Genomic DNA, 17891 nt, shown 5'->3' on the forward strand with positions numbered 1-17891 from the left:
CAACTTGTTCTCATTCCCGCTTATGCCTTCATCTGTACGCAACCTGATATTGATTGCGGCGTGTACTGCCGCCTGGAGCGCCCAAGCACAGGCTCCATCCATTAACCGGTATGGCACGCCAAGCGCTGCGCGCGATTTCGATGCCGAACAAAACCAGCGCTTCAATCCCATGTTCGATGCCGGTAGCTGGCATGGCTACCTGCTGCCGGATACGCAGGCGCTGGCCGGTACGTTCAGCGGCCCAATGGTGATCGCCGAGGAATACAGCCTGTACATCGCCTCTGCACTGGAGCGGCTGGCGTTGAGTGATCGCCGCAGCGGTCGCAGTTTTAACCCGGAGCAGGCCCGCTGGAGCAGTGCTTCCCGGCCCGGGGTATTAAGCCAGCGCCTGGTCTGGCCGGAGCTGCAGCTGGACGTGGACCTGCACTTCGTCAGCTCCCGCAGCGCGCTGGTGCGCTACCGCTTGCGCAATACGTCGGGCAAGCCGCTGTCATTGCGTGTGCAATGGCAGGGCGACCTGATGGCGGAATGGGGCAAGGGCAAGGAGGCCGGCGCGATTGCGGTCCAACAGCCGGCGTGGAAACCGACGCTGGTGAAAGATGCCGCCGGCATCAGCATCACCTTCGGCAAAGTGCGCGATGCCAGCAATGTGATGACAAGCGGCCATTCGCGCTATCGCATCGAGCGCAGCGTGCATGCGCAGGATGCTGTGAGCAGCCAGCATTACGACAGCAATGCCGATTTGCCGCTGCTGGCGGCTGGCCGTGAACAGACCATCTACAGCGCTTACAGCTATCAGCTGGACGGCGCCGCCGCAGACGCCAGCGCAGCGTCGCTGCTGGCCAGCCCGACGCGCGCGGAGCAGGCGATCGCTGCAAATCAGCGCCGCTGGGCCGCGTGGCAAGCCAGGCTTCCCGCTGCACCGCTCAGCACCAAAGCGCTGGAGACGCTGATTGGTAACTGGCGTGCGCCGCGCGGCGCCATCCTGCATGACGCCATGGTGCCGTCCACCACCGCACGCTGGTTCAACGGCGCCTGGACCTGGGACACCTGGAAGCAGGCCTATGCCCTTGCCGCCATCGATCCGGCGCTGGCCGCCAACACGGTGCGCGCGCTGTTTGACTATCAGATCAGGGCCGATGACAAAATACGCCCGCAAGACGAGGGTATGTTACCGGACAACGTCTTCTACAACGTCGATGCCGCGCGGGGTGGTGATGGCGATAACTGGAACGAACGCGATACCAAGCCACCACTGGCCGCGTGGGTGGTGTGGGAAATTTACCAGCACTCGCACCAGCGCGCGTGGCTACAGGAGATGCGCCCCAAACTGGAAGCCTATCACCGCTGGTGGTATCGCAACCGCGATCATGACCAGAACGGCCTGGCAGAATATGGCGCCACCGTGCACCCGCTGCACAACAATGACGACGGCAAGCTACGCCTTCATGTTCAGCAGGCAGCCGGCTATGAATCCGGCATGGACAATGCGGCGCGTTTCGGCTTTATCGAGCCGTCCGCATTACAGCGTTATGCGGACAAGGTTCATGGCGGCAACCTGGCGGCCGCGCAGCGTGACTGGCAGGTTGGCGTCGTCGAAAACCGCGACAGCAAAGGCAGTCTGCTGGGTTATTCCATCGATCAGGAGTCGGTCGACCTGAACGCCTTCCTCTACCGCGAAAAGCTCATCCTGGCGGACATCGCGCAGGAACTGGGCGATGCGGCGGCGGCAGGTGTCTGGCGCCAACAGGCCGCACACCTGCGCACCCAGATTAACGACAGCTTCTTCGACACCGCCAGCGGCTTCTATTACGACCGCCAACTGGGCGGCAAGCTGCTGACCATGCGCGGCCGCGGTCCGGAAGGCTGGACTGCGTTGTGGGCCGGCGCAGCGGAAAAACCACAAGCCGATGCGGTCATCGCCAAAATGCTGGATCCCGCCGAATTCGCGACGCCGGTACCGATGCCCACTGCGGCAGTCTCGAATCCATCGTACGATCCAGGGATCTACTGGCGTGGCAGGGTGTGGCTGGACCAGCTGTACTTTGGCGCTGCGGGCTTGCGCAACTACGGCCGTTCTGCTGACGCTGACGCCATGACGACGCGGTTTGTGCAAGGTGCGGAAGGTTTGCTGGGGGATGCGCCGATCCGGGAGAACTACAATCCCGTGACCGGCCATATGCAGGGAGCGACCAACTTCAGCTGGAGTGCCGCGCACCTGCTGATGCTCGCGCGCGAGGCTGCGGCAAAGGCTCGGAAGTAAGCAGGCTGCGTTCATACTGGCGATACTTCCACAAGGCCCATCCCAGGAACAGAACCACGCCGCCCACGTTGTAACCCAGCGTGAGCAGCAGGTTCTGGTCCGCCGGGAAAATCGCAGCAATGAAGGCGACGCCAAATACAGCCAGCAGCACGCTGGTCACCGCCAATCCCACGCGGCGCGATCCCATGCGGAAGTCGCGCGGCAGATGGTCCAGCCGCAGGCGCAGGTGGAAATAGGCAGCCATGATAATCAGCGGCGGCAGCAGCGCCGTGGCAGCTGTCATATTAATGACCACATTCAGCAGCTGATTCACGTTCGACGATCCCACTGCCGGTATCACCAGCAGCGGTACGACCACGCAGAACTGTATCCACGCTGCGCGCTCCGGCATGTCGTGGCGGTTCAACGCGATGGCGCGCTCGCCAAAGATGCCTTTCGGGATCTCGGAGAACAGCGCTTTCACTGGCGCCGCTGTCCACACCATCAGCGTACCAAAGGAGCCGATCAGCATGACGGCGCCCACCAGGCGATTCAGCAGCAGCGGCGATACCTGGTGATGCGCGCCCAGGGCGCCGAACACCTGGAATACGCCCGAGGAGTAGCTCAGCTTCGATGCCGGCACGTACAGGTTCAGCACCAGCGCCGATACCGAATACAGCGCGCCAATCAGCAGGCCGGCAAACACGATGGTGCGGACAAAGGTGCGGGCGCCGCCGCGTACGTCGTTCAGGAACACGCCCACCGATTCGGCGCCGCCGGCCGCAAACAATATCCACGCCATCGCGCCCATGAAGGCCCAGCTGAAGGTCGGTGTCATGGCGCTGACGGTGACAGGCGTTGCAGGCGTGACGCCGCCGATCCAGTCGCCCAGGCTCAATGCCACAAAGGCGAATGCCATCACCAGTACCAGCGAGCTGCCAATCGAGGTCACGCGCGCCACCCACGCCGCGCCCTTGGTTGATACCCAGGTGGCGAAAGCGAACAGCATGATCGATGACAGCACCGTCGCCAGCGGCGAGATCTGCACTTCGCGTCCCAGCCAGGCATAAGACGCATACACCAGTATATTGGGCAGCACGGACGTGAAGTAGAAAAGATTCACAAACCAGTAGCAGTAAGCGCCAACGAAAGCCCATTTGTCGCCCATCGACGAACGTATCCATTGATAGATGCCGGATTTCGCCTCCTTATTCAGGCTGACGAATTCCGCGATGATTAACACGTAGGGAATGAAGAAGGTCACTGTCGCAAACAGGAAGGAGGGCACCGCCACCATGCCGATGGCGATATTGCTGTTGACGACATTACGGATGTTGAAGATGGCCGCCACGGCCATCGATAGCAGCATGAAGCGGCCAATTTGGGTATTGCCGGAAGTCGCCATGGTCAGCTCACTTATTGTGGAATGTCGCACCTTCTATCGTCACCATCAGCACCATCTTGCGCAGATGGTCCGCACCGGACAGCTGGTAGGCATAGCCGTTATCGAAGATCAGCAGCTGGCCGGGGCTGGCGGTGTGCCGTCCGGTAGCCTCGCCGGTGAACGTCTCACGGTCCGTCTCGTCGCTGTAGGGGGCAAGGCAGGCCAGCGAGGACTTGGCCGCATACGCCACGGTTTCGCTGCCGCTCAGGTAGTAGTGAATTTCCACGTAGCGCCGGTTACCGGTGAAGCTGGCCGTGGTAGGCGCTTTGCTGTCAACCAGGCGGTAGACCAGCGAATCGCCGATGGAATGGCATACGCCGGGCATCAGGGCGGAGATGTTGTTGATCGCCTCCACGCAGCGGTTCCATTTTTTCGTGGAGTGATAACGTTGGCGGAATTCGTCCACGCTGTTCAGAATAATCACTGGCCGTTCTCCTTATTCAGCGCTGACAAGGTCAGGCTATAGCTGAACTGCTCCAGATAGACGCGATAGGAGTCCAGCACTTCGGAACCCCAGGAGTTGGAGCCCAGACCGCTGATCTTGTGATCGAGGTTCACAGTCCAGTAATCATCTTCACGCAGCTCGTTGTCGTGTCGTGTCGCTGCGATCTGCTCGGCGCTGTAAGGCCATATGCTGAAGTGGATGCCTTGCGGCGCGTCGATGCGCAGGCCTTTGCCGTGGCTATCGTGCAGCGTGGCCCAGATCACGTCCATGCGGTTGCCGTTGTCTTGCGGCTTGGGGTAATGTTCGAACATATCGGCAGCCGCGCTGCGGTAACGGTCGATGATGTTGCATGCCTTGCTGTCCGGGTAGTTTTCACCGGGGCCACGGCCGAAGTATTCGACTTGCCCGAGCGAGCGGTTGACGCCCAGTGTCATGCCAATCTTGGGAATCATGTCGCGGAAGCCGCCGTACGGCGTGCCGGACAAGGTAAGCTGCAATTGACCTGCACCGTTAACCCGGTAGTGATAGCGGCAACGCATGCCGTAACCGAGGATGGGCGGCGCGATCTGGCAGTCGACAATGATGTCCACCGTGCCGCCATTGCGCACGACCTCCATGCCGCGCAAATGCTCCTGCAGGATGTTCAGGTGCTGCGGCAGCCACAGGGCGTCGTTCTCCTGTTTGTGATTGTCGATGCAGGGTTTGTAGAACGTCAGCTGCGGAGCGCGGGCGAGCAGCGGCATGCCGTCGGCTACCCATTCTTTGAGCTTGCCGGTGAGCTTGCAGAACACCATATGGAAGCGAAGGCCTTCGATGCGGTAGTCGAGGCGATGTTCTGTCAGCACCGGCGCTTCGGCCACCACGCGCGCAGGCAAGGATGACGTCGATGGCAGCGCAAACTGGTACACCGCCAGTTCATGCAAAGCCGCGCTGTAGGCAGTCGCCTGATCGCGGATGACGCGCACGTTCAGATAGCGCTGGCCTGCGCCTGATGGCGGTTCTGCGATGCGGATTTCCTGTCGCTGTCCCGGCGGTAGCGGCGGCAGCGGAACGCGCTGGACGCGCAGGGATTCGCCATCCGCCCTGGTTTCAATCAGCAGTGTGATGCAATCGAGGCTGCTGAACCAGTAGCGGTTTTCCACTTCCAGCCGGCCAGCGGCAGCGTCTATGGCGCGCACTTTTACTGGCGCGATGACTTGCTTGTATTCGCGCAGGCCGGGACCGGGGCGCTGGTCCGGATAGATCAGGCCATCGCAGCAGAAGTTGCCGCTGTTAGGGTAATCGCCGTAGTCGCCGCCGAAGGCATAGAACGGCCGTCCTGGCACATCCGGCTGCAGGATGGCGTGGTCGCACCATTCCCACAGATAGTGGCCTTGCAGATGCGGATGGCGGTCCATCACGGCCTGGTACTCGCTCAGTCCACCCGGCCCGTTGCCCATCGCATGCGCGTACTCGCACAGGATGCGCGGTTTGTGCATCGGGTACTCGCCGAAGGCATTCATCATCTGCACGCGCGAGTACATGGTGCTGACGACATCGCACACTTCAGCGTCGCGGTCTTCCTCGTAATGGATCAGGCGCGTGGGATCGATCTCGCGGCAGCGGGCCGCCATCGCGCGGATGTTGCAGCCGTAGCCGGACTCGTTCCCCAATGACCAGATGATGATGGAGGGATGATTTTTCTGCGCATGCACATGGCGTTCAATGCGGTCAACAAAAGCGGCTTCCCATGCCGGATCATCGGTGATCTGGCTCAGATTGCCGATGTTGACGAAACCGTGGGTCTCGACATCCGTTTCCGCCATCACGAACAGGCCGTATTGGTCGCACAGTTCGTAAAAGCGTGGATCGTTGGGATAGTGCGCCGTGCGGACCGAGTTGATATTGTGCTGCTTCATCAGCACGATGTCCTGTTCGACGCGCGCCATCGTGACGGCGCGGCCGCGCAGCTGGTCGTTGTCGTGACGGTTCACGCCATGCAGCTTGAGATAGCGGCCGTTCACGTACATCAGGCCATCCTGCACGCTAATCTCGCGGAAGCCGACGCGTAGCGGCACCACCTCCAGCAAGGCGCCGGCGTCGTCGTACAGGCTGATTTCGAGGCGATACAGATATGGGTCTTCCGCATTCCACTGGCGTGGCGCCGGTACGCTCGCTTCCCAGGTCAATGTCTTGCCGCCGCCTTGCAGCAGCTGGCGCGCGCCATCGTAGAGCGACCATTCGAGGCGCCAGCCCGTGTTGGCAGAGACGGCGATGGTACAGGCCAGCGTGGCATCGCGGCAGGCGTCGTCAAAGCGGGTTTGCACGCAGACGTCCTGCACGTGGATGGCGCCTTTGCCGATCAGGTAGACATCGCGGAAGATGCCGGCGGTCCACCACATATCCTGGTCTTCGAGGTAGCTGGCATCTGCCCATTGCAGCACGCGGACGCTGAGCAGGTTCTCGCCCTCGTTGAGTAAGTCGGTGATGTCGAACTCGGACGCCAGCCGGCTGCCCTTGCTCATGCCGGCATAGCTGCCGTTGACATAGATTTCGAAGTAGGTTTCAACGCCATCGAAGCGCAGCACCACGCGCTGGCCGCGCCACTCCGGTCCCAGCGTCCAGCGGCACTGATACGCGCCGGTGGGATTGGACGACGGCACGTAAGGCGGATCGACAGGGAAGGGCATGCCATCGTCGGTGTACTGCAAATGGCCGTGGCCCTGCATCTGCCACATGCCGGGCACCTCGATCTCGCCCCAGCGCTCCATGTATTCGCTGTAAAACGATGGCGGCACTTGCAGCGGATGGTCGAAATACGCGAAGCGCCACATGCCGCTCAGTGACAGGAAGCGGCGGCTGCGTTCACGCGCGAAGCTGCGCGCGGTTTCGGCGTCGGCATAGGCAAAGAAATAGGCGTGCGGAGGCAGCCGGTGTTCCTCCAGCAGCTGGGGGTTCTCCCATTTGTTCACGGTTTATGCCGATCCGGCCAGGCCGCCGCCATCCACCACCAGCGCGTCGCCGGTGACGAAGGAGGCACGGTCAGAAGCGAGGAACAGGACTGCTTGTGCGATCTCGGGCGGCTGGCCGACGCGCATCAACGGGCGGCCTGCGCCGGCTGCGACCAGTGCGGTTTCTTCCAGCCCCAGTTGATGCGCTTCGTTGCGCAGCATGGGCGTATCGGTGTCGCCAGGGCAGACGCAGTTGACGCGGATGTTTTGCGGGCCGTGGTCCACCGCCATGGCCTTGGTCATGATGACCACCGCACCTTTCGACGCGCAGTAGGAAACGGCATCCTTGCCGCCCACCAGGCCCCAGCCGGAGGCGGTGTTGATGATGCTACCGCTGCCTTGCTGCTGCATCACCGGCACGGCGTATTTGGACATCAGGAATATCGATTTGACGTTGACGGCCATGACCTGATCCCATTCCTGTTCGGTGGTATCGATCACGTTGGCGCGGCGGGTGATGCCGGCGTTGTTGAACAGGACGTCGAGACGGCCGTAGCGCGACTGCGCGGCAGCCACTGCTGCCGCGCAGTCGGCGGCGACAGCCACATCGGTGCGGATGAAGGAAGCGCGGGCGCCGGTGGCGATGATCGCGGCCACCGCCAGTTCGCCGGCGGCGCTGTCGCGGTCCGCGATCAGCACCGTGGCGCCTTCACGCGCAAACAATTCCGCGGTGGCGCGGCCAATGCCGGAAGCGCCGCCCGTCACCAATGCCACCTTGCCTGCCAGTTCGCCTTGCTGTTGCATAGTGCTGTCTCCATTGTATGAGTTATAGCTGAGTTATAGCTTCATCTTGCCCGTTTTTGAGCCTGACTGACAAATGAATAGTCTGCATGGCATGCATAAGACAGACTAATGCATATTGGGACCGCCGTAGAATGTAAAGCATGCGCGCAGTTGATGGATAGCGACGCCATGCAAGGCAGGCTTGGCGCTATTGACCGGGTGTGCTAAATTTCTATGATTATTTGATAAGCTTGCGCACTTCACTCACGGTCAACTACAACATGAAAATAGACCAGATTCGCTACATCCTGATCGGCGGCCTCGTGGCCGGCGCCCTGGACATTACGTTTGCCATTTCCTTTGCCGCGTTTAACGGCACGCCGCCCTTGCAACTGCTGCGCATCGTGGCCAGTGGCGCTTTCGGCAAGGCAGCGTTGAATGGCGGCCTGCCGATGGCCGCGTTTGGACTGGTGGCGCACTTTGTGTTGTCGCTGGGCTGGGCCGGCGTGTACCTGCTGCTGGTCCAGCTGAAGCCGCCGCTGGTGCGGCATGCGGTCATCTACGGCATTCTGTTCGGCATCGTGGTGTTCTTCGCCATGCGGCTGGTGGTGTTGCCGGCATCGGCATTCCCGTTCCCGGTGCGTTTCAAGCCGCTGGCGACGGCGCTGGATCTGATGTCCCATATGTTCCTGTTTGGCGTGCCGATCGCCCTGGCGACGCGCAAGGCGGTTAAACTACACGCCACTTAGAACGGATAAGGTGCGACCATGGCTTGGCTGATAACGAAGTATTTGCTGACGTCAGCCGTGGTGATCGCGGTCTCCGAATTTGCCAAACGCAGCGACAAGCTGGGCGCGCTGATTGCCGCGCTGCCGCTGGTGACGCTGCTGGCACTGGTCTGGCTGCATGTCGAAAACCAGAGCGAGCAGAAGATTGCGAATCACGCCTGGTACACCTTCTGGTACGTGGTGCCGACCTTGCCGATGTTTCTGGCGTTTCCCGCCTTGCTGCCGCGCCTGGGATTCTGGGGCAGCCTGCTGGCCTGCATTGCGGTAACGATTGTGTCGTTCGGCCTGTTTGCGCTGGTCGTGCGCCGCTTCGGCATCGAGCTGCTCTGACGGCGGATAGAGGGGGAAAAACCGCTGTATTCCCCGCTTTAGTGCAACCGTCCATATTGCATACTATGTAATACCCAAGACGGAATCTCACTATGGCTACCTCCAGCATCGGCTCAACGAGCAATACCAGCAACCAGCAGGTATCGGCGGACGTTTACAACCGCGTCCAGCAAACCATGTCCACGCAAACCGGCGCGGCCAATAAACTCAATGCGTCCATCGCCAAGGATCAGACCAAGCTGTCTGCACTGGGGCAGCTGAAAAGTGCGCTGGCCAGCTTCCAGTCGATTGCGGCCAGCCTCAGTGGCAGCGGCCTCAGCACCAGCGCCGGCAGCTCGGCCAAGGGCGTGCTGACCGCTTCGTCCAGCGGCAATGCCAAGGCGGGCACGTATGCGCTGGACGTGAAACAGCTGGCGCAAGGCCAGTTCCTGACCAGCGACGCGTTTGCGGCTTCCACCGGCAAGATCGGCGCCGGCGGTACGACCACGGTCAAGATCGACTTCGGTACGGCGGGCGGCGAGAAGGGCTTCGTCAATGCCGCCGTCGCCAGCAAGTCCGTCACCATCGATTCCAGCAACAACACGCTGGATGGCATCGCTGCGGCGTTCAAGGCTGCCGGCGTGGATGTCAGCGTCATCAAGGGCGACGATGGCAAGTTCTCGCTGTCGATTGCCGGCGCGAGCGGTGCGGCCAACAGCATGCGTATCAGCGTCAGCGGCGATGCTGCGCTGAAAAACCTGCTGACCTTCGATCCGGATGGCACGCAAAAGCTGAAGCAGAAAAACGCCGCCATGGACGCCATCCTGCTGGTCGATGGCAAGGAGGTCAAGAGCCCGACCAATACCGTCAAGGACACCGCGATTGCGGGCGCCACGCTGAACCTGGTGGCGACGGGCAAGAGCGATGTCAGCATCACCCAGGATGGCAGCCAGGTCAGCACCAACCTGAAATCCTTTGTCGCCGCTTACAACGACCTCAACGCCAAGATGCTGAAGCTGCAAAAAGGCGACCTGAAGTCGGATACGGCCCTGAACCAGGCCATCAGCCAGATGAGCATGCTGCTGAAGACAGGCGGCGGCTCGGTCTCCGTGACCGCGCTGGCCTCGGCCGGCATCAGCCAGGACAAGGACGGCAACCTGGTGCTGGACGACAAAAAGCTGCAGGCCGCAATGACCAGCGATTCCTCGGCTGTTGCGAAATTGTTCACCAACGATGGCCGCGGCATTGCCGATCTGCTATCGTCGAAAGCTTCCTCGCTGACTTCGACCAACAGCGTGCTGGCCAAGGAAACCTCGCTGACCACCAATGAAATCGCCAGCCTGAACAGCAAGAAAACCGCCATGACCAAGGCCTTGACGGCCCAGGCCAATGCGCTGGCGGCGCTGTACACGGCGCAGTCCAAGACCGGCGCGGGCAGCGCCATCAATGGCGCCGGCAGCAGCGGCACCGGGACCTTGTTCGATATTCTGGGCTGATAATTCTACGGAACTCCTTGCATCCGGACGGGCTATGCCCGATCATCACGGCTTATGTGATGAATCCCATTTCGGAGGTGCTATGGCAGGGAAGTTCGTTGGTGCGGTGCTGGTCGCGGCTGGCTTGATGGCTGGTGCAGCGCAGGCGCAAGAGGAAAAAGTTCTCAATATTTATAACTGGTCCGACTACATTGCCGAAGACACGGTTAAGAATTTTGAGAAAGAGACCGGCATCAAGGTCCGCTATGACCTTTTTGATAACAACGAAATCCTGAACTCCAAGCTGGTGGCCGGCAAATCCGGCTACGACATCGTGGTGCCGACCGCGCAATGGGCGCGCCTGCAGATCGATGGCAAGCTGCTGCGCAAGCTGGACAAGTCCAAGCTGCCTAACCTGAAAAACCTCGACCCGGCGATCCAGTCCAAGCTGGCCAATATCGATCCGGGCAATGACTACCTGGTCGACTGGCTGTGGGGTTACACCACCGTCGGCATCAACGTCAACAAGGTGAAAGCGGCGCTGGGCGGCATGCCGATGCCGGACAACGCCTGGGACCTGATCTTCAATCCGAAATACGCTGCCAAGCTGAAGTCCTGCGGCGTGTCCTTCCTGGATTCGCCATCGGAAGTGCTGCCAGCCGCGCTAATGTATGCCGGCAAACCAGCCTACTCGAAAAACGCGGCGGACTATGCGGAAGCCGGCAAGGTGCTGCAGGCGATCCGTCCTTACGTCACCTTGTTCAGCTCGTCGGGCTACATCAATGACATGGCCAACGGCGCAGTCTGCGTGGCGCTGGGCTGGTCGGGCGACATCAACATCGCCCGCCAGCGCGCCATCGATGCCAAGAACGGTAACGTGATTGAAGTGCTGGTGCCGAAGACCTCGGCCGCGCTGGTGTTCGACACCATGGCGATCCCGGCCGACGCGCCGCATCCGAACAATGCCCACCTGTGGATCAACTACATCATGCGCCCGGAAGTGCATGCGAGCCTGACCAACAAGGTGTTCTATGCCAACCCGAACGCGGCCAGCGTGAAGTTTGTGCGCAAGGATATCGCCGGCAACAAGACGGTGTTCCTGTCGGATGAGGACAAGAAGCGCATGGCCGCGCCAGAAGCGGTGCCGGCCGATATCCGCCGCAACATTACCCGCATCTACACCAAGTTCAAGACCGGCGTGTAAGCGGTCGCGTAAACGATGAACGGCGCGAGGGGCGATGTCCTGGTAAGGGCACGCCGCTGGCGCCGTAGGCTTCGATGAAGCTGTTTGCTATTCGTGATAGCGGTCGATGAGTTTGTGTTTACTGCCGCGCATTTCCTGTACCAGTTCGTAGACAACCAGGGCGATCATGCCCCCGAACATCCCCATGGTGAGCAAGGTGAACATCATGATGGCCTCCCTCATAGTTGATACAGTTAAACTTTAGCAGAAGCCGATCGCTTTACAAGCTATTTAACCACCAGATCCGCGGCCATTACCGCTTTTAGATACACACTCATGGCATCGCCGGGATCGCGTTGCGCAAACCACCAGGCGCTGGCTTTGCGGATATCCCATTCCAGGTCATCGCCCGTCATCAGCATGGCGGCCACCTGGCCCAGCGTCGGCTGATGGCCCACTACTAGGACAGAATCCTTGTTGCCCGGCCAGTTGACGGCTTTCAGGATGTCGGCCGGATCGGCGCCCGGCGCCAGGTCGGTATGGATTTTGAACTTGCGGCCCAGCGCTTCCACCGTTTGCAGGGTGCGCACGGCGGGGCTGGACAGGATCTTGCAGCTGTCCGGCAGCTGCGAGTTGAGCCATTGCCCCATGCGGCGTGCCTGCTTCTGACCCTTGCCGGTCAGCGCCCGTTCCAGATCGGTCATGCCGGGCTGCGCCTCCTCTGCCTCCGCATGCCGCCACAAAATGAGATCCATGCTTTTCTCCTGGGTTAGCTCTGAAAACACATTTGAAAACAGATCCCGGCCGCCCACCTCCCGGTGACGCGGCGCCGCTTACTCGCCAAGATGGGCGTTGGGTGTCCCCAGCGTATCCATCAGGTGTTGCTGTGCGCTGAAGTGCACCTGCTTGCCGCGTGGCCGGCGGCGCTGATAATGGCCGTCCGCTTCCAGCTCCCACGCGTTCATATTGTCCTTCAGGTAGGGGTTCAGGCCTTCGGCCAATACCCGGCGTTTCAAGGCCTTGTCCAGAATCGGGAAGGCAACCTCGATGCGGCGGAACAGATTACGGCTCATCCAGTCGGCACTGGCCAGGTAGGTGTCATGCGCTAGATCGTTGCGGAAGTAATAGATGCGGCTGTGTTCCAGGAAGCGGCCGATCACCGAACGCACCTTGATGTTTTCCGACAGGCCCGGCACGCCCGGCTTGAGGGTGCAGGCGCCGCGCACAATGAGGTCGATCTTGACGCCATCCTTGGACGCCGCGTACAGCGCGCGGATCACCGACTCGTCCACCAATGCATTTATTTTAACAATAATACGCCCCGGCCGTCCCGCGCGCGCAATGCGTGCCTCGTTGCGGATCGCCTTGATGATCTCGTTCTGCAGCGCGAACGGCGCCAGCCATAAGTGGTTGAGGCGGTGCGGCTTGGTCAGCGACGTCAGGTGGATGAATACCTCGTTGACTTCCTGGCTCATGCCGGGATGGCAGGTCAGCAGGCCAAAGTCGGTATAGAACTTGGTCGTGGTCGGATGGTAGTTGCCGGTGCCCAGGTGGGCGTAGTAGCGCAGCTTGCCTTCTTCGCGGCGTATCACCAGCGCCACCTTGGCGTGCGTCTTCAGTCCCACCACGCCGTACACCACCTGCGCGCCGGCCTGTTCCAGCTTGTCAGCCCAGTTGATATTGGCTTCCTCGTCGAAGCGCGCTTTCAGTTCCACGATGACGGTGACTTCCTTGCCCGCCTTGGCAGCGGTAATCAGCGATTCCATCAGGTCCGAGTTCATGCCGGTACGGTAAATGGTCTGCTTGATGGCGACCACGGCCGGGTCCAGCGCAGCGCTGCGGATGAAATCGATGACGGTCTGGAAGGACTGGTAAGGGTGGTGCAGCAGGATATCGTTTTCGCGCAGGGCGGCAAAGATGTCCTGGCCGGTGGTCTTGTGCGCCAGGCCCGGGAAGAAGGGCGGGAAGCGCAGCGCCGGATTATGGATATTGTCCATGATCTCGTTCAGGCGCACCAGATTCACCGGGCCGTTGACCGCATACAGCCGACTCTGGTGCAAGCCAAACTGGTCAAGCAGGAATTGCGACAGGTCCGGCGGGCAGTTCTTGGCCACTTCCAGCCGCACCGAGGCGCCGAACTGGCGGCCGACCAGCTCGCCCTTGAGCGCCTGGCGCAGGTTTTTCACCTCGTCCTCGTCGACCCACAGGTCGCTGTCGCGCGTCACGCGGAACTGCGAATAGCCGATCACTTCGCGGCCGGCAAACAGATCGGCGATATGCGCGTGGATCACGGAAGACAGCAGGCAGAACGACACGCCGCCGCTCTTGGACAAATGGTCCGGCAGGCGGATCACGCGCGGCAGCACGCGCGGCGCTTTCACAATCGCAATCGCGGTGCCGCGGCCAAACGCATCCTTGCCGGTCAGCGAAACGATGAAGTTGAGACTTTTATTAACGACTTGCGGGAAGGGGTGGGCCGGGTCCAGGCCGATTGGCGTCAGCAGCGGGCGCACTTCGGTATCGAAATACTCCTTGACCCAGGCGCGCTGCGCTTCGTTGCGCTCATTGTGGCGCACCAGATGGATGCCGTTGGCCGCCATCTCGGGCAGGATTTCGTTGTTCAGGATTTCATATTGGTGCGCGACCAATAAGTGGCACTCATTGCTGATGCGTGACAGCGTGGCGACCAGGGCAGGGTGGGTGGACAGGGAACCGTCCGCTGCGCCAGCCGCCAGCAGGCTGGCCACGCGCACTTCAAAGAACTCATCCAGGTTGCTGCTGGCAATGCACAGATAACGCAGGCGCTCTAATAAGGGAATGCTTTTATCTTCTGCTTGCGCCAGCACCCGGCGGTTAAACATCAGTTGGGAAATTTCCCGGTCGAGGAAGGCCGAGTTCTTGTTTACTTCCGCATGGGAGGCAGGCTTCATGTCTTTTTGTTCACTTTGCTCATAAACCGATTCTATCCTCTTTTAAGGAAGAAGGATTGCTACAGTGTAAAGATTAAATATGACATCTCTGTGACAGAAGCTGTCATAAATGGTCACCAATTATGACAAGCAGGCGTAACATACTGATGCGAAGCGGCTTGTTCTCATAGGAGAAGCCCAGGGAAAGAATAATTTTCAGTTATTTTGTTGATGTCATAAAGCTGTCATAAAACGCCGTTAGACTGCGCAGCATCCTAACCTGTCATAACAAAGGACTTGAAATGCGACTGAAACAATTGATCTCTTCCCTGGTGGTTGGCGCAGCAGCTGTAATGGCTTTCTCGTCGGCTGCCCACGCCGCCGATATGACCGGCGCCGGCGCGACCTTCCCGTACCCAATCTACGCTAAATGGGCCGAGTCGTACAAAGCCGCTACCGGCAACGGTCTGAACTACCAGTCCGTCGGTTCGGGCGCTGGCATCAAGCAGATCAAAGCCAAGACCGTGGATTTCGGCGCATCGGACATGCCGCTGACCGCTGCTGACCTGGACGCAGAAGGCCTGATGCAGTTCCCAGCCATCATGGGTGGCGTTGTGACCGTGGTTAACCTGGACGGCGTAACCCCAGGCCAGCTGAAACTGACCGGCCCAGTGGTGGCCGACATCTACCTGGGCAAAATCACCAAGTGGAATGACCAGGCGATCGCCGCCCTGAACCCAGGCGTGAAACTGCCAGCTGAAGACATCACCGTGGTACACCGCGCTGACGGCTCGGGCACCTCGTTCCTGTTCACCGACTTCCTGTCGAAAACCAGCCCAGAGTTCAAGACCAAGATCGGTGCTTCGACCGCGGTGAAATGGATCGTCGGCGTCGGCGGCAAAGGTAACGAAGGCGTAGCCGCCAACGTTCAGCGTATCAAAGGTTCGATCGGCTACGTCGAGTGGGCCTACGCTAAAAAGAACAAAATGGCGCACACCCAGCTGAAAAACAAGGATGGCAACTTCCTGCAACCTGACGACGACTTCTTCAAAGCCGCCGCTGCCAATGCAGAGTGGACCAAGACCCCAGGTTTCGGCGTGGTGCTGACCGACCAGGCTGGCAAAAACTCGTGGCCTATCACCGGCGTGTCGTTCATTCTGATGCACAAAGCCCAGGCGGATGCCAACAAAGGCAAGGAAGTCGTCAAGTTCTTCGACTGGGCCTTCAAAAACGGCGCCCAGCAAGCTACCGACCTGGACTACGTTCCACTGCCAGCAACCGTTGTCAAGCTGGTACAGGATTCCTGGAAAGCTAACCTGAAAGACGCTTCGGGCAAGGCAATCTACTAATCCGGACTGTCCCTTCGCTGCCGTCAGTCGTGGCGGCGAGGGGGTTAGCCTGCGGTGCCCGACCGGGTACCGCAGGCTAGCTTACATCCACCGAGACAACAATATGAGCGCAGATATCACTTCCACGCCCCTACCAAAGCCAGAGCCGGCCATGCACACCAGCACCGCACAAATGACAGCAGTGGAACAGGCTGCCATGCAGTCCATGCTCCGCACCATGCGCAAGCAGCGCATCCAGGATTTCTTCTTCCACAAAACCACCATGCTGTTTGCACTGTCCGTACTGGCGGTGCTGCTGGGGATTATCTTCTCGCTCATGGTTGGCGCCTGGCCGGCGTTCAAGGAATTCGGCCCGGCCTTCATCACCACGGTGGAGTGGGACCCGGTCAACGACCAGTATGGCGCGATGATCGCGATTGTCGGCACGCTGGCGACCTCGGGCATTGCACTGCTGATCGCCTTCCCGGTGTCGTTTGGTATCGCACTGTTCCTGACCGAAATCTGCCCGGCCGGCCTGCGCCGTCCACTGGGCACGGCGGTGGAGCTGCTGGCCGGTATCCCGTCCATCATCTACGGCATGTGGGGCCTGTTCGTGTTTGCGCCGCTGTTCGGCGACTACGTGCAGCCGTTCCTGAAACAGACCATCGGCCAGCTGCCGCTGATCGGCCAGTTCTTCAGCGGCCCGACCATGGGCATCGGCATCCTGACCGCCGCGCTGATCCTGGCCGTGATGATCATTCCGTTCATCTCCTCGGTGATGCGCGACGTGTTTGAAATCGTCCCGGCCGTGCTGAAAGAATCCGCTTACGGCCTCGGCTGCACCCGCTGGGAAGTGGTGCGCAAGATCGTGCTGCCATACACCAAGACCGGTGTGGTCGGCGGCGTGATGCTGGGCCTGGGCCGCGCACTGGGTGAAACCATGGCGGTGACCTTCGTGATCGGTAACGCCAACAAGCTGTCGTGGTCGCTGTTCGCAGCCGGTAACTCGATCGCCTCGACGCTGGCCAATGAATTTGCCGAATCGGATACCGTGCTGCACACCTCGTCGCTGTTCGCGCTGGCACTGATCCTGTTCGTGATTACCTTTATCGTTCTGTCCGCCGCCAAGCTGATGCTGGCTGGCATGTCTCGCAAGGAAGGCGTCAAATAATGAGCGCAACTCTGGAAAAAGCCGCGATGAATCCGGTGTACCGCAAGCGTCTGCTGATGCATCGCGTCGGCATCGCACTGTCGGTGGCCGCCATGTCGGTTGGCCTGCTGGTGCTGGCCTGGATTCTGATTACCCTGATCATCAAGGGCTTTGGCGCGCTGAGCCTCAATCTGTTCACGCAAACCACGCCGGCGCCAGGCAGCGAGGGTGGTGGCCTGATCAATGCGATCTTCGGCAGCGTGATGATCGTCGGCCTGTCGACGCTGATCTCGACGCCGATCGGCATTCTGGCCGGCATGTACCTGGCCGAATACGGCGAAGAAAACAAGATCGCCGCAATTACCCGTTTCGTCACTGACATCATGCTGTCGGCGCCATCGATCGTGATTGGCATGTTCGTGTGGGCCATGTATGTGGCCACCACCAAGCACTACTCGGGCTACGCCGGTTCGATCGCGCTGGCGCTGATCGCCGTGCCGGTGGTGGTGCGCACCACCGACAATATGCTGCGCCTGGTACCGAACAGCCTGCTGGAAGCCGCGTTTGCACTGGGCGCACCGCGCTGGAAAGTGGCGATGATGGTGCGCCTGCGCGCCGTCAAGGCCGGCGTGATCACCGGTGTGCTGCTGGCCGTGGCCCGTGTCTCCGGCGAGACTGCACCGCTGCTGTTCACCGCGCTGAACAACCAGTTCTTCAGCTCCGACATGAACGCGCCGATGGCCAACCTGCCGGTCGTGATCTACGGCTTTGCCATGAGCCCTTATGACAACTGGCGCGAACTCGCCTGGGGTGGCGCACTGCTGGTGACCTTCAGCGTGCTGGCCCTGAACGTCATCTCGCGCACCGTGTTTGCCCAAAAAGCCCCGAACTAACCAGATAGATAA

14 protein-coding genes are annotated in these 17891 nt (G+C 60.5%); 8 read left to right on the forward strand and 6 right to left on the reverse strand.

The features are described from left to right. Window positions 1-22: 22 nt before the first annotated feature. Window positions 23-2263, forward strand: coding sequence for an MGH1-like glycoside hydrolase domain-containing protein (locus BUA36_RS17900; protein ID WP_072786664.1), 2241 nt, complete (start codon window positions 23-25; stop codon window positions 2261-2263). Here the strand turns inward: BUA36_RS17900 and BUA36_RS17905 are convergent. Genes BUA36_RS17905 through BUA36_RS17920 form a run of 4 tightly spaced genes read right to left on the reverse strand, consistent with a single transcriptional unit; the run spans window position 2199 to window position 7865 of the window. Then, entirely contained in the window at window positions 2199-3647 is a 1449-nt protein-coding gene (locus BUA36_RS17905) for an amino acid permease (protein ID WP_072786665.1), read from the reverse strand. The two genes, BUA36_RS17900 and BUA36_RS17905, sit on opposite strands and share 65 nt — an antisense overlap. A 7-nt stretch (window positions 3648-3654) precedes the next feature. Continuing rightward, on the reverse strand, window positions 3655-4110 hold the full coding sequence (locus tag BUA36_RS17910) for a beta-galactosidase subunit beta (protein WP_072786666.1): 456 nt from the start codon (window positions 4108-4110) through the stop codon (window positions 3655-3657). Beyond that, on the reverse strand, window positions 4107-7082 hold the full coding sequence (ebgA, locus tag BUA36_RS17915) for a beta-galactosidase subunit alpha (RefSeq protein WP_072786667.1): 2976 nt from the start codon (window positions 7080-7082) through the stop codon (window positions 4107-4109). Before ebgA ends, BUA36_RS17910 begins: the two co-directional genes overlap by 4 nt. 3 nt (window positions 7083-7085) lie before the next feature. Further along, window positions 7086-7865, reverse strand: coding sequence for an SDR family NAD(P)-dependent oxidoreductase (locus BUA36_RS17920; RefSeq protein ID WP_072786668.1), 780 nt, complete (start codon window positions 7863-7865; stop codon window positions 7086-7088). Window positions 7866-8095: 230 nt separating this feature from the next. Here BUA36_RS17920 and BUA36_RS17925 point away from each other — a divergent pair, with 230 nt between their 5' ends. The 4 genes from BUA36_RS17925 to BUA36_RS17940 all read left to right on the forward strand — a co-directional run bounded on the left by BUA36_RS17925 (window position 8096) and on the right by BUA36_RS17940 (window position 11620). Then, the gene (locus BUA36_RS17925) at window positions 8096-8593 is read left to right on the forward strand and encodes a DUF1440 domain-containing protein (protein WP_139260629.1); all 498 of its coding nucleotides are present in this window, start codon (window positions 8096-8098) and stop codon (window positions 8591-8593) included. Window positions 8594-8611: 18 nt separating this feature from the next. Further along, on the forward strand, window positions 8612-8962 hold the full coding sequence (locus BUA36_RS17930) for a DUF3147 family protein (RefSeq protein WP_072786670.1): 351 nt from the start codon (window positions 8612-8614) through the stop codon (window positions 8960-8962). 92 nt (window positions 8963-9054) lie between these two features. Next, complete coding sequence (fliD, locus tag BUA36_RS17935; protein ID WP_072786671.1) at window positions 9055-10437, forward strand: flagellar filament capping protein FliD; 1383 nt, start codon at window positions 9055-9057, stop codon at window positions 10435-10437. Between the two features lie 82 nt (window positions 10438-10519). Further along, window positions 10520-11620: a polyamine ABC transporter substrate-binding protein gene (locus BUA36_RS17940; RefSeq protein WP_072786672.1), complete on the forward strand. Its 1101-nt coding sequence runs from the start codon at window positions 10520-10522 to the stop codon at window positions 11618-11620. Between the two features lie 266 nt (window positions 11621-11886). Here the strand turns inward: BUA36_RS17940 and sixA are convergent, their stop codons facing one another. Both sixA and ppk1 read right to left on the reverse strand, forming a co-directional pair. Continuing rightward, on the reverse strand, window positions 11887-12354 hold the full coding sequence (sixA, locus tag BUA36_RS17945) for a phosphohistidine phosphatase SixA (protein ID WP_072786673.1): 468 nt from the start codon (window positions 12352-12354) through the stop codon (window positions 11887-11889). A 78-nt stretch (window positions 12355-12432) separates the two neighbouring features. Continuing rightward, on the reverse strand, window positions 12433-14529 hold the full coding sequence (ppk1, locus tag BUA36_RS17950) for a polyphosphate kinase 1 (RefSeq protein WP_072786674.1): 2097 nt from the start codon (window positions 14527-14529) through the stop codon (window positions 12433-12435). Between the two features lie 281 nt (window positions 14530-14810). Between ppk1 and pstS the strand changes: the two genes are divergently transcribed. From pstS to pstA, 3 genes are all read left to right on the forward strand, one after another. After that, window positions 14811-15857, forward strand: a complete 1047-nt coding sequence (gene pstS, locus BUA36_RS17955; RefSeq protein WP_072786675.1) for a phosphate ABC transporter substrate-binding protein PstS — start codon at window positions 14811-14813, stop codon at window positions 15855-15857. 151 nt (window positions 15858-16008) lie between these two features. After that, window positions 16009-17007 (forward strand): phosphate ABC transporter permease subunit PstC, encoded by a 999-nt coding sequence (gene pstC, locus BUA36_RS17960; RefSeq protein WP_072786676.1) that lies wholly within the window; start codon window positions 16009-16011, stop codon window positions 17005-17007. Further along, window positions 17007-17879 carry a phosphate ABC transporter permease PstA gene (pstA, locus tag BUA36_RS17965; RefSeq protein ID WP_072786677.1) on the forward strand — a complete coding sequence of 291 codons (873 nt, stop codon included), beginning with the start codon at window positions 17007-17009 and terminating at the stop codon, window positions 17877-17879. The genes pstC and pstA overlap by 1 nt, the downstream gene beginning before the upstream one ends. Window positions 17880-17891: the final 12 nt, after the last annotated feature.

This window comes from Duganella sacchari, from assembly GCF_900143065.1.
GTDB classification, from domain to species: domain Bacteria; phylum Pseudomonadota; class Gammaproteobacteria; order Burkholderiales; family Burkholderiaceae_D; genus Rugamonas; species Rugamonas sacchari.